At 71.3% G+C, this 12,303-nt stretch carries 11 protein-coding genes; 6 read left to right on the forward strand and 5 right to left on the reverse strand.

The features are described from left to right. Positions 1–195: 195 nt before the first annotated feature. Positions 196–1,587: a chitinase gene (locus BMY89_RS09150; protein ID WP_092378003.1), complete on the reverse strand. Its 1,392-nt coding sequence runs from the start codon at positions 1,585–1,587 to the stop codon at positions 196–198. A 151-nt stretch (positions 1,588–1,738) separates the two neighbouring features. Further along, positions 1,739–3,166 (reverse strand): carbohydrate-binding protein, encoded by a 1,428-nt coding sequence (locus BMY89_RS09155; RefSeq protein ID WP_092378005.1) that lies wholly within the window; start codon positions 3,164–3,166, stop codon positions 1,739–1,741. Between the two features lie 212 nt (positions 3,167–3,378). Here BMY89_RS09155 and BMY89_RS09160 point away from each other — a divergent pair, with 212 nt between their 5' ends. From BMY89_RS09160 to BMY89_RS09175, 4 genes are all read left to right on the forward strand, one after another. After that, positions 3,379–4,527: a carboxylate-amine ligase gene (locus BMY89_RS09160; RefSeq protein WP_092378007.1), complete on the forward strand. Its 1,149-nt coding sequence runs from the start codon at positions 3,379–3,381 to the stop codon at positions 4,525–4,527. A gap of 16 nt (positions 4,528–4,543) precedes the next feature. After that, positions 4,544–5,914: an FAD-dependent oxidoreductase gene (locus tag BMY89_RS09165; protein WP_092378010.1), complete on the forward strand. Its 1,371-nt coding sequence runs from the start codon at positions 4,544–4,546 to the stop codon at positions 5,912–5,914. Positions 5,915–6,038: 124 nt separating this feature from the next. Next, positions 6,039–7,463, forward strand: coding sequence for a WGR domain-containing protein (locus BMY89_RS09170; protein ID WP_092378012.1), 1,425 nt, complete (start codon positions 6,039–6,041; stop codon positions 7,461–7,463). 106 nt (positions 7,464–7,569) lie between these two features. Continuing rightward, a complete protein-coding gene (locus BMY89_RS09175) occupies positions 7,570–8,442 on the forward strand; it encodes an aminoglycoside phosphotransferase family protein (protein ID WP_092379177.1) in 873 nt (290 codons plus the stop codon). 81 nt (positions 8,443–8,523) lie between these two features. On the opposite strand, the gene BMY89_RS09180 is transcribed toward BMY89_RS09175, so the two are convergent. The 3 genes from BMY89_RS09180 to BMY89_RS30290 form a co-directional block, all read right to left on the reverse strand. Beyond that, on the reverse strand, positions 8,524–9,348 hold the full coding sequence (locus tag BMY89_RS09180) for an Fpg/Nei family DNA glycosylase (RefSeq protein ID WP_092379180.1): 825 nt from the start codon (positions 9,346–9,348) through the stop codon (positions 8,524–8,526). Between the two features lie 127 nt (positions 9,349–9,475). Then, positions 9,476–9,655 (reverse strand): DUF397 domain-containing protein, encoded by a 180-nt coding sequence (locus BMY89_RS09185; protein ID WP_232521152.1) that lies wholly within the window; start codon positions 9,653–9,655, stop codon positions 9,476–9,478. Between the two features lie 7 nt (positions 9,656–9,662). Further along, the gene (locus BMY89_RS30290) at positions 9,663–9,866 is read right to left on the reverse strand and encodes a hypothetical protein (RefSeq protein ID WP_175510330.1); all 204 of its coding nucleotides are present in this window, start codon (positions 9,864–9,866) and stop codon (positions 9,663–9,665) included. 243 nt (positions 9,867–10,109) lie between these two features. Between BMY89_RS30290 and BMY89_RS09195 the strand changes: the two genes are divergently transcribed. After that, on the forward strand, positions 10,110–10,799 hold the full coding sequence (locus tag BMY89_RS09195; RefSeq protein WP_092378019.1) for an SDR family NAD(P)-dependent oxidoreductase: 690 nt from the start codon (positions 10,110–10,112) through the stop codon (positions 10,797–10,799). A gap of 270 nt (positions 10,800–11,069) precedes the next feature. Continuing rightward, a complete protein-coding gene (locus BMY89_RS09200) occupies positions 11,070–11,960 on the forward strand; it encodes a DUF4383 domain-containing protein (RefSeq protein ID WP_139217926.1) in 891 nt (296 codons plus the stop codon). Positions 11,961–12,303 lie beyond the last annotated feature (343 nt).

A 12,303-nucleotide genomic window follows, 5' to 3' on the forward strand; every position in this document is an offset into this window, starting at 1 on the left:
GCCCCCTGCCCCCTGCCCCCTGCCCCACCCCACCCCACCCCACCCCACCCCCGCGATCATGCAGTTGTGGCACCGGAAATAGTCAGTTATGCGACTTTTGTGAGGTGCCACAACTGCATGATCGGCACGAGGGTCAGGTCCAGTCGTTGTGGGGGGCGGCGGGCGGTGAGGCCAGGGACTTCGCGGCGGGGCTTGCTAGGGGAGGGTACGGAGGTGGGGGGCGACGGTGCGGGCGAAGGTGTTGCCGTTGGTGACGTCCCAGTTGACCGACCAGGTCATGGCGCCACGGAGGCCGGGGTAGGTACGCGGCGGGCGGAAGCTGCCGCAGTTGGTTGCCCTGGTCAGGCAGTCCAGCGCGGCGTTGACCACGCTGGGCGTGACGATGCCTCCGCCGGCCGCCCCGGCACCGGCCGGTAGGCCGAGCCCGACCTGGTCGGGCCGCAGCCCCGCCTCCAACTGGATGCAGGCCAGCGCGACGATGAAGTTGACCGTCCCCTGGGCGTACGCGGCGTTGTTGTCACAGCCGAGCATCGCCCCCGAGTTGTAGAACTGGGTGTTCACCACGGTCAGGATGTCCTTGATGTCCAACGCCAGCTTGAAGTAGCTGCTGGCCGGGTTCTGCATGTCGATGGTCTGGGGTGCCATCGCGATGATCAGACGGCTGCCCACCTTCGACCGTAGCGACCGCAGCGCCTGCGCCATGTACGTCGGGTTCAGCCCGTTCTCCAGGTCGACGTCGATCCCGTCGAAGCCGTAGCGCTGAATCAGGGCGTACACGCTGTCCGCGAAGGCCACCGCGGACGCGGCGTCGTTGACCGCGACCCGGCCGGTCTCACCACCGACCGAGATGATCACCTTCTTGCCCCGACTCTGCAACGTCCGCACGTCGGCTGAGAACTCGGCGTCGGTGTAGCCGCCGAGGGCGGCGGAGAGCCCGGGGTCGATGGCGAAGCCGACCGCGCCGGGGGTGCTGGTGGCATCGGCGAACGCGACCGCGACCAGGTCGTACTCGGTGGGCACGTCGCGCAGCCGCAACTCCACCGCGGGGTTGTCGAAGTTGTGCCAGTAGCCGGTCAGGATGTGCTTCGGCAGCCCGGTGACCGGCGGCGGGCTGGTCGGCGGCGGCGTGGTCGGGGGTGGCGTCGTGGGAGGCGGCGTGGTCGGGGGCGGCGTGGTCGGGGGCGGCGTTCCACCGCCGCAGGCCGACCCGTTGAGCTGGCAGTTCGCCGGTACGCCGGGACCGCTGCCCAGGAAGCCGAAGGAGACCGAGGCGCCGGGAGCGACCGTGCCGTTCCAGGACCGGTTGGTGAAGGTGTACCGCTGTCCGCTGGAGGTCAGCAACGCGTCCCAGTATGTGCCGACCGTGGTGCCGGCCGGCAGGTCGAAGGCGAGACTCCAGCCGTTGACGGTGGCGCCGCCACCATTGGTGATCGTGTACTTCCCTTCCCAGCCCGAGCCCCAGTCGGACGTCTTGACGAACGTGGCGGTGACTCCGGCGGCGTAGGCGGCCGGTGCCAGCCACACCGCTCCGAGCGCGGCGGCCAGCGCACCGACCACCGACATCACCAGGGTTCTGGACCGTTTCATGCAAGCCTCCCGGCTGGACAGAAATCCATCAGCATCGACCTGGCGCCCATTATTAAGACTGTTAACTATTTCTGTCCAGAGCTGGCGGAAGGTTGTTAAGAGGGGCCCCCTGCTCTACCCGAGGCGTTAACAGGGGGCCCCTCCTTACACCTCAGCGGCGGAAGTGGAACCAGTTGACGTTGACGAAGTCGTTGGGCTGGCCGCTGCTGAACGTCAGGTACACCGTGCGCCGGCCGGTCACGCCGGAGACGTTGCCCGGCACCGAGCGCCAGCTCTGCCAGCCGCCGGTGTTGGCGATGGCGAAGCTGCCGATCGTCGTACCGGTCGGGCTGTCCAACCGCACCTCGACCAGACCGCTGACCCCGGCTGCCGCGCCGGAGGCCACCCGGGCCACGAAGTCACGTGGCCCGCCGGAGCCGAACTCCACGTTGTCGAAGCGGACCCAGTCGCCGTTGCGCAGTGCCCCGATGTTCTGGCCACCCTCGGAGCACGCCTCGACGATCACGCCGTTCTGCGCGTTGAACGACTCGGCCTGGATGGTCGCGTACGCGTCGCGCACCCCGCTCGGAGGCGGCGTCGTCGGCGGAGGTGTCGTCGGCGGCGGGGTGCTGCCGCCACCCCGGCTGTAGACGGCCACGTAGTCGACCAGCATCGGCCGGCCGGGCACGGTCGCGGCGGTCGGCGTCGTGCTGCCGGCCACCCCGTTCGGGAAGGCCCCACCCATCGCCACGTTCAGCAGCAGGAAGTAGCCGGCGTGGCTGGTCATCTGCGACCAGTACGGCTCACCGACGCGGCTCTGGCTCACCGTGTGGTACAGCTGGCCGTCGACGTACCAGCGCAGCTGCTGCGGGCTGGTCGAGGCGTCCCACTCGAAGCGGTAGGTGTGGAAGGCCGACTGGCAGGTGCTGCCGGGGCAGGCCCGAGAGGCGCCGATGCCGTTGAACTCGTCGCACGGGCCACCGGGCGCGACACCGCAGTGCAGCACGCCCCAGACCGAGTTGAGCCCGTTGACGTTCTCCATCACGTCGAACTCGCCGATGCCCGGCCAGTTCTGGTAGTTGCCCCGGTAGGGCGAGCCGAGCGCCCAGAACGCCGGCCAGTAGCCGGAGGCGGCGGCGCCGGTGACGTTGGGCATCTGGAGGCGCCCCTCGATGGCCAGCACCCCACCGGCCGGGGCCTTGAAGTTGCTGCGGACCGTCTCGATACGCGCCGAGGTCCAGTTTCCGGCGCCGTCGCGCAGCGGGGTGATCCGAAGGTTGCCGGCACCGTCGTGGCTGACGTTGGCGGTGCTGTTGGTGTACGTCTGGATCTCGCCGGTGCCCCAGTTGGGCGGGCCGCCCGGGTAGCTGGTGCCGGTGTCGATGATCCAGTTGCTGGCCGACGGGAGGGTGCCGGCGGCGCCGGTGAAGTCGTCGCTCCACACCAGGCTCCAGCCCGACGGGGGCGGTGGCACGGCGGCGTCGGCGGTGGCGGCGAGTCCGGCCAGGGCGGTGGTGGCGGCGGTGAGCAGCGCCAACGCCAGCGGCAGCCGGCGTCGTCGCGCAGGCGGGGCGGCGGGTGCCGCCGGGGCAGGTGTCATCGGACGTGCCTCTCTACGGGACGGGATGAGAGAGCGCTCTCTGAGGAGTTGTACGTCCCGCCGGGACAGTTGTCAATGTCGATCGATCGACACTCCCGCGCCTCGACAACCGGGCCGGACGGGGAAGGAGTTTCCCGCGCCCACCACTGTGGGTAATTGCCGGCCGACCGGAAGCGGACGGACCGCCCCGGCACGAGCGGACGGTGGTAGCGATGGTCAGTCAGGTGGCGGCGGCCCCGAATCCTCCGGTCGAGGAAACCAACCTGCTCACCGTGGGTGTCGAGGAGGAGTTCCTGCTCGTCGACCCGCGCACCGGCGCCGCGGTGCCGGCCGTCGACGCGGTACTCGAGGAGGTGCCCGCCGAACTGCGGGGGCAGGTGGAGCGGGAGTTCCAGACCAGCCAGATCGAGATCGGCAGCCCACCCGGGGTGGAGCTCTCCTCGATCCGTCACTCCCTCGGCCTGCTGCGCACCGCGCTCGCCGACGCCGCCGAGCGGGCCGGCGCCCAACTGCTCGCCATCGGCACCGGGCCGGTCGACGGTCCGGTGCCACCGGTGGTCGACAAGCCCCGCTTCGACCGGATGATCGAGCGGTTCCGGCTGCTGGTACCCGGGCCGGGCAACAACGGCATGCACGTACACGTGGGAGTGCCGGACCCCGACACCGGCGTGCAGGTACTCAACCATGTGCGGCCGTGGCTGCCGATCCTGCACGCCGTCACCGCCAACTCACCATTCGCCCGCGGGGCGGACACCGGCTACGCCAGCTGGCGCTCGGTCGAATGGGAACGCTGGCCGTCGGTGGCGCCGACCCCCTACCTGGTCTCGCACGAGCACTACCAACGGCTGATCCGGCAGCTGATCGGCAGCGGCGTGATGCTCGACGAGGGGATGCTCTACTGGTACGCCCGGCTGTCGGCCAGATATCCAACGGTCGAGCTGCGCATCGGTGACGTCTGCCCGACGGTGGACGACGCGGTGCTGGTCGCCGCCCTGGTCCGTGGGCTGGTGGCGACCGCGATGGACGACATCGCCGCCGGCCGGCCGGCCCTGCCGACCGATCACCACCTGCTGGTCGGCGCGCACTGGCGAGCGGCCCACGACGGCCTCGAAGGATCGGCGGTCGACCTGACCAGTGGCGAGCTGCGGCCGGCGTGGGACCTGCTGCACCAGCTCGTCGGGCGACTCGGCCCGGCCCTGGAGCGGCACGGCGACCTCGCCGAGGTGACCGCTCTGCTGGAGGGGCTTCGGCGGCACGGCACCGGCGCGGCGCGGCAGCGTTCCGTGTACGCACGCACCGGTCGGCTGGAGGATGTGGTGGTGGACGTGGCACGACAGACCCGGGGTACGAGCCCGGAATGACAGGAGGGGTGGTGCCGTGGCGGAACGGTTGATCGTCGTCGGCGGGGATGCCGCCGGCATGGCGGCCGCCTCGCAGGCCCGGCGTCGCCGGAGCCGGGACGACCTGGAGATCATCGCGTTCGAGCGAGGACACTTCACCTCGTACTCGGCGTGCGGGATCCCGTACTGGATCAGCGGCCTGGTGACCGACCGGGAGCAGCTGGTCGCCCGCTCGCCGGCCACCCACCGCGAGGAGTTCGCCATCGACGTGCGGCTACGGCACGAGGTGGTCGGCATCGACCTGGTCCGCCGCGAGGTGGTCGCCCAGGACCTGGACGGCGGCGGCGAGGTCCGCGAGCGGTTCGACACCCTGATGTACGCCGCCGGCGCGATTCCGAAGAAGCCGGACTGGGCTCGCGGTGACATCGCCGGAGTGTTCGGGGTGCAGACCCTCGACGACGGCTCGGCGCTGCGGGCATGGCTGGACGCCGACCCGCAGCCCAGGAGGGCGATCGTGGTCGGCGGCGGCTACATCGGCGTCGAGATGGCCGAGGCGCTGGTCCGCCGCGGGATGTCGGTCACCCTGGTCGAGCGCGACGAGCAGCCGATGTCCACCGTCGATCCGGACATGGCCCGGCTGGTCACCGAGGCGATGCACGGGTTGGGCGTGACCATCCGTACCGGGGTGCGGGTCACCGGCCTGTCCGAGCACGACGGCCGGGTGTCCGAAGTGGTCACCGACGACGGGCCGATCCCGACCGACCTGGTGGTGCTCGGCCTCGGCGTAGCACCCAACACCGCGCTCGCCGATGCGGCGGGCCTGCCGCTCGGACCGACCGGCGGAATCCGGGTGGACCGCCGGATGCGGGTCACCGGGATGCCCGGCGTGTGGGCCGCCGGTGACTGCGTGGAGACCCTGCACCGGGTCAGTGGGATGCCGGTGCACGTGCCGCTCGGCACCCACGCCAACAAGCAGGGCCGGGTCGCCGGGATCAACATCGGCGGCGGGTACGCCACCTTCGCGGGCGTCATCGGCACGGCCGTGACGAAGGTCTGTGACCTGGAGGTGGGCCGCACCGGGCTGCGTGAGCGGGACGCCGAGGCGGCCGGCTTCGAGTTCGTCTCGGTCATCGCCGAGTCGACCAACCGCGCCGGCTACTACCCGGGCGCCCGGCCGATGACGGTGAAGCTGATCGCCGAGCGTCCCAGCGGACGGCTGCTCGGCGCCCAGATCGTCGGCTGGACCGAGGCGGCGAAGCGGATCGACACGCTGGCCGTGGCGTTGTGGAACAACATGACGGTGGACGAAATGACGGCCCTGGACCTCGGCTACGCCCCGCCGTACGCCCCGGTCTGGGACCCGGTGCTGGTCGCCGCCCGCAAGGCCGTGGACGCGCTCGCCCGCTGAAGGCGCTGGGTGGATCTGTGGTCGCTCGACGACAACAGATCCACCCGGATTCCTGTCGGTGGGCAGAGTTAGGGTGGGCGCGCCGCCCGGTCAGGGCCAACGCGAACCCCTCGGAGGATCCCCCATGTCGCAGGAGACGACCTACCTCGAACTGTCCGAAGTGGACGGTGGAGCGCACAAGTTCTACGAGGTGGTGGTCGACGACGCCACGTTGACCGTGCGCTACGGCCGGATCGGCGACCACGGCCAGGTGCAGACCACCGGTTACCCCGACAACGCGCGGGCGCGGGCCGTCGCGGCGAAGAAGATCGGCGAGAAGGTCCGCAAAGGGTACGCCCCGGCGGTGCCCGGCGTGCGACAGAAGCGTGCCGTCTCCCGGCGGCAGATCGTCAGCACCCGCTCGACCGCCCGCACCGCCCCGGTGCTCTGGCGTTACGACTCCGGCGCACCCGCGTTCGGCATCTTCATCGACGGGCGCACCTGCATGGTGGGCAACGAACGAGGGGTGATCACCACCCTCGACCATGACGCCCGGGTGCTGGACCAGGTCCGCCTGCCCGAAGGGGTGAAGTGCATCGTGGCCGACGACGCCTGGATCTACGCCGGCTGCGACGACGGCAACGTCTACGACCTCTCCGGCAAGATCCCCCGCGTGGCGTACGCGATCGCGCCCGACATCGACATCTACTGGCTGGACATCCACGACGGAGTGCTGGGCGTCTCCGACGCCGACGGCGGAATCGCCGCCATCGACCACGAGGACGAGTTCCTCTGGCGCCGGGGCGGGCGCGGCAGGTCGGCATGGATGGTCCGCTGCGACACCGACGCCGTCTACCACGGCGACTCGACCGGAGTCAGCGGCTACGACTGGCGCACCGGGCGGGAGCTGTGGCACACGCCGACCGGTTCGGTGCTGTTCGGCTGGCAGGAGCGCGACGCCGTGTTCGCCGGCACCGCGACCCGCGAGGTGGTGCGGATCGACAAGGACGGTCGTACCGCCTCCCGGACGTACCGCGCCGACGCGCCGGTCTTCTCCTGCGCCACCGCCTCCGACGGCGAGTACGTCTTCGCCGGCGACAGCCAGTCGTCCATCTACTGCTTCGCCGCCGACGGCACCCGGCTGTGGAAGCTCGGCACCGGCTGCGGCTCGGCCTACTCCATGCAGTACCACGAGCAGCGCCTCTACGTGGTGACCACCAGCGGCCACCTGGCCTGCATCGACGCCAGCGAATCCGCGATCCGGGCGGCGGAGGCGGGCAGCGTGCCCGAGGTGGTCGACGTCAAGGCACCGGCCCGACTGCCGGAGACCGCCGCGTACCACCAGGTCGAGGTGGTCGGCGACACCGGCGACGGGGTCGTCGTGGAGTGCGTCGAGCAGGGCGGCCGGATGCGGGTGCACGTGCTCTCCACCGGCTACCACCGGGGCTGGTCGGTGCAGTTCCCCAAGGGCATCCGCGAGCCGGGGGCACGCTACCTGGTCACCGAGATCCGCGAGTCCGGCCGAGGCGGCTTCTACCGGGCGTACGGCGACATCCGCCGCCTACGCTGACCCGGCCGCAGGCGGTGGCGGATCGAGTCGGGGCAGTTGGCGGGGCGATCGGGTGGCGACACCGATTCAGGTTGTCGCGGCAATGCGCCTCAGCCACGATGGGCCGATGACCGACGCGTTGCGGATCCCCGACGAGTTGACCTGGCTGCACGGCATGGCGGGCGGTCCGCAGTGGTTGGCCGAGCTGCCGGATCGGTTGGCCACCTGTGCCCGGCGCTGGTCGCTGCGGGTCGGGCCACCGTTCGGGTACGCCATGGCGTCGCTGGTGGTGCCGGCCGACCTACCGGACGGCACCCCGGCGGTGCTGAAACTGCAGTTCCCCGACGCGGAGAGCGAGCACGAGGCGACCGCGCTGCGCCGCTGGGACGGCGACGGTGCTGTCCGGCTGCTCGCCCATGACCCCGACCTGCGGGCGCTGCTGGTCGAGCGCTGCCACCCCGGCACGCCGCTGCACGCGCTGCCGCTGGACGAGGCGCTCGACGTGGTGGTGGGGCTGCTCCCCCGGCTCTGGGTGCCGGCCGGTGAGCCGTTCACGTCACTGGCCGAGGCGGCAGCCGGCTGGACGGTAAGGCTGCCGGTCAAGTGGGAGCGGGCCGGCCGGCCGTACGAGCGCCGGCTGGTCGACCTGGCGCTCGACCAGCTCGCCGGGCTGGCCGGCAGCCAGGGCGAGCAGGTGCTGGTCAATCAGGACATGCACGCCGCCAACGTGCTGCGGGCCGACCGCGAGCCGTGGTTGTTGATCGACCCGAAGCCGCTGATCGGTGAGCGGGAGTTCTCGGTGGTGCCGATGGTGCGCGGCATCGAGCTGGGCCACTCGAAGGCGGCGGTCCGTCGCCGACTGGACCGGCTCAGCGACGAGTTGGGGCTCGACCGCGAGCGGGTACGCGGCTGGACGATCGGCCAGACCATGGCTTGGAGCATCACCGGCGACGAGGTTTTCGACGATCACGTCGACGTGGTCCGCTGGCTCCACGACTGACGCGCGCCCGACAAGCCCGACGCGCGGCCCCGCCGGACGCTCGACGGACGTTAACAGGGGGCCCCTGCTATACCCCAGGCGTTAGTAAGGGGCCCTTCCTTGCACCTGGCACCGGGGGCACCAGTAGAGGTTGCGGGCGGCGATGGTGCCCCGGCTGACGGGGGTGCCGCAGACGTGGCAGGGCTGCCCGGGGCGACGGTAGACGTACACCTCGCCGCCGTGCCGGTCGACGCGGGCCGGGCGGCCCATCGCCTCGGGCAGGTGGGCGGGGCGGACGGTGTCGATCCGGCCGGTGGCCACGGCGAGCGTCATCAACTCGACCAGGTCGGCCCAGATCGCCTGCCAGCCGGTGCGGGTCAGCGACCGGCCGGGCAGGGTCGGCGACAGCCCGGCGCGGAACAGCGCCTCGGTCACGAAGATCAGACCGGTGCCGGCCACCACCGACTGGTCCAGCAGCAGCGCTGCCAGCGGCGTCGAGCTGCGGGAGATCCGGGCGTACGCCCGCTGCGGGTCGGCGTCGGCGCGCAGCGGGTCGGGGCCGAGGCGGGCCCGGAGCACCGCCACCTCGGGTGGGGTGAGCAGTTCGCAGGCGGTCGGGCCGCGCAGGTCAAGCCAGTGCCGGTCGCTGCTCATTCGCAGTCGGATCTGCCCCACCGGCTCCGGTGGCTCGCCGTCCCCGTCGGTGACCTTGCCGTAGAGGCCGAGGTGCACGTGCAGCGTCAGCTCATCGGCGTAGTGGTGCAGCAGGTGCTTGCCGTAGGCCTCGGTGCTGTCGAGCACGGTGCCGGAGATGCGGGCCGCGCCCTCGGCGAAGCGGCCCTGCGGGCTGGCGGCGAGCACCTTGTCCCCGCCGAACAGCTCGGCGTGCCGCGCCGCCAGGCGATGAATGGTGTGTCCCTCTGGCACGAGCACCAAGGGTAACCACCACCCAGCGTGACCAGCGGGAAGGAGGGGCCCCCTGTTAACGCCTCAGGTATAGCAGGGGCCCCCTGTTAACACTCAGCGCCGGTTAACACTCAGCCCCTGATAACTCTCAGTGCCGGGTGCGCCGCAGTTCGCCGAGGAACGCGGACCAGCGGGCGGGGGTGACGGCGAACGCCGGGCCACACGGGTCCTTGCTGTCGCGTACGGCCACCACGTCGGGCAGGTTGTCGGCCGCCTCGACGCAGTCGCCACCGCTTGCCGCTGCGGCTGCTCTTGCGTCAAACGACACCGCCAGATCAGCCCCGATGCTCCTCGATGATCGCCTGATCGAATTCCTGAGTCTGCCTCACCGAGGGCGAGCGCCTCCAGTCGTGCCAGACATGCTCGAAGGCGGCGACCTCGGCCGGCTTGTCGAGGTAGCGCGCGCCGGTGATGTTCTCCAGGTAGACGGGGGTGGTCGGTTCGGCCGACGCCCGACCGAACGCCTGCGGGAAGCCCACCAACAGACGCGATGGTCTCGACTGACAACCGTTGCATGGCTCGAAGCAGAGCGAGGAGGCGAGGGGACACCCCACACCGACAGCGACGCACGGGCTCAACGGCGCCGGGCGGGGGTTACGCGGGGGCACGGGACGGCGGCTTCTGCTACTCGGCGGTAGGAGTTGACCGAGTGCGTCTGGTTCAATTGCCCGTCGGGCCCCGGAACGGCGGGCACCACGTCGACTCGACGAGGACGGTGGGTCATGGCGGATCGGGTGCACCGTGCGGTGATCATCGGCAACAGCGATGGGATCGGGCTGGCGTTCACCCGCCGGCTGCTGGCCGACGGCTGGCGGGTCGCCGGGCTGTCCCGGCGGGACAACGGGATCAACGTCCCGACGTACGCCCACCATACGATCGACGTGACCGCGGCGGACTATCCCGACGTGCTGGACAAGGCGATCGACGAACTCGGCGGGGCGGATCTCTGCGTGTACGCCGCCGGCATCGGCGAACCCGTCGACCTGGCCGACCTGGACGCGCAGACCCGTACCCTCGAAGTGAACCTGCTGGGGGCGGCACGCACCGTGGCCACGGTCGTGCCGAGGATGATGGCCGCCGGAGACGGGCATTTCATCGGCCTGTCCAGCCTCGCCGACCGGATGGTCTCCGGCGATGCACCCGCCTACGCCGGGTCGAAGGCAGGGCTGTCGGCGTACCTGATGGGGCTGTCGGCGGCGCTGCGCGGAAAGGGCGTCAGCGTGACCACCGTGCGGTTCGGTTTCGTCGACACCAAGATGGCCAAGGGCACCGTCCGACCGCTGATGATCCCGGTCGACCGCGCCGTGGAGATCCTCGCGCGTTGCGTCCGCACCCGTCCGGTACTGGTTTCCCGCCCCCGCCGGATGGCCCTGCTCACCTCAGCCCTGGCGCCCCTCACCCGCCCCCGCTGACCCCACCCCACTCCACCCCCGCCCGCCCGCCCGCCCGCGTCGATCATGCAGTAGTGGTCGCCGGTGCGACACATTCGCATCTTTCGTCGCAACCAACAACTGCATGATCGCGCAGCTCGTGCGGGGTTGCGGGGCTGGGGACGGGGTTGAGGGCGGGGGTGGATCGGTGGGTGTCAGTGTGGTCGGGGATGGGTAACTCCGGGGTGCTACCGCGTGGCTGGCGAATACGGGGCTGATGCCGCCGCCCACGCACAATCAGGAGGTGAAGCTGTGAAATTTCCTTCGCTGTCGCGCCGGGAGCAACCGGTGCCGCCGGCCGACGACACCAGCGTCGACCGGACCGGGGCGGTCGCCACGGCCCCCCGCGCTACCGGGCAGTCCACGGTCGAGGAGCGCACCGACGGTGGGACCAACCATCGCAGCGCACCGGCCGCAGGCCCGACGACCAGCAGCCCGACGACCAGCAGCCCGACGACCAGCAGCCCGACGGCCGCCGACCGGACGACCGACCAGACCGATACCATCGACCAGGTAGCCGACCGGAGCGCGGAACGCGCCGCCGCGGAACGAGCCGCCACCGCCCGCTCCACCCTCCAGGGTTCCCAGCGCGCCCGCGCCGCCACACCCGCAGCGGCCGCCGACCGCACCATGGACCGCGACCGCACCACCGACGGGGACCGCACCACCGACGGGGACCGCACCACCGACCGTGTTGGAACCGCCGGCACCATCGATCGCGGCACGACCACCGATCGCGACACGACCACCGACGCGACTCCCGAGCGCGACGCGACCACCGACACGGCCTCCGATGCGCCGCCGGCGCCGGTCGGTCCTCGGCCCCGGGCCAGCCTGCTGGCCACGCTCGGCCTGATCGTCGGTGTCGCCGGTGTGCTCTTCGTGCTCACCGGCGCCCTCGCCGGGTACGGCATCGGGCTGGGCGCGGTCGGCGCGGTGCTCGCCGTGCTCGGGCTGATGGCCACCCGTCGGCGGCACATCGCCGGCAAGTCCGACGCGCTGTTGGGAATCGCCTTCGGCCTCGGCGCGGTGGTGATCGGCGTGCTGGCGATGACCGGGCAGTACGACTGGCCGACCACCGACGGCGACACGGTTGCCCGCTTCCGTGAGTGGCTTGATTCACAGTTTGTCGATCGTCTGTAGCGGGCACTGTCCGGCCTGCCGGTGGTTCACCGGCACCGGCCGGTGCGGAACCGGCCGCAGCCCGATCAGCTCTGGTGGTTCACCAGCCGGGCACAACGGCTCGTCAGGGGCGGCGGTTCGCCGCCCCTGACGTATGTCCGTCCGGCTCAATCCTGGACGCCGAAAGTGGGCGCTCCCGCACCGTTACGCCGCTATGGCGGTATCAGTCCAGACGCAACCCCGCCGTTCCGCCGGAACGGAGTTGATCAAACCCCGCCTGCGCCCAACGCACCCGCCCGCGAGCCCCGGCACCTCACCCGCAAGCCCAGGCCGCCTCACTCGCGCCCAACGCACCCGCGCCCGC

Source organism: Micromonospora phaseoli (assembly GCF_900109115.1).
In the GTDB taxonomy this organism is placed as follows: domain Bacteria; phylum Actinomycetota; class Actinomycetes; order Mycobacteriales; family Micromonosporaceae; genus Micromonospora; species Micromonospora phaseoli.

Bases quoted from the DNA above. Each gene is read 5' to 3' on its own strand.
- BMY89_RS09150 (WP_092378003.1), bottom strand. From the start codon at position 1,587: ATGAAACGGTCCAGAACCCTGGTGATGTCGGTGGTCGGTGCGCTGGCC.
- BMY89_RS09155 (WP_092378005.1), bottom strand. From the start codon at position 3,166: ATGACACCTGCCCCGGCGGCACCCGCCGCCCCGCCTGCGCGACGACGC.
- BMY89_RS09160 (WP_092378007.1), top strand. From the start codon at position 3,379: ATGGTCAGTCAGGTGGCGGCGGCCCCGAATCCTCCGGTCGAGGAAACC.
- BMY89_RS09170 (WP_092378012.1), top strand. From the start codon at position 6,039: ATGTCGCAGGAGACGACCTACCTCGAACTGTCCGAAGTGGACGGTGGA.
- BMY89_RS09175 (WP_092379177.1), top strand. From the start codon at position 7,570: ATGACCGACGCGTTGCGGATCCCCGACGAGTTGACCTGGCTGCACGGC.
- BMY89_RS09195 (WP_092378019.1), top strand. From the start codon at position 10,110: ATGGCGGATCGGGTGCACCGTGCGGTGATCATCGGCAACAGCGATGGG.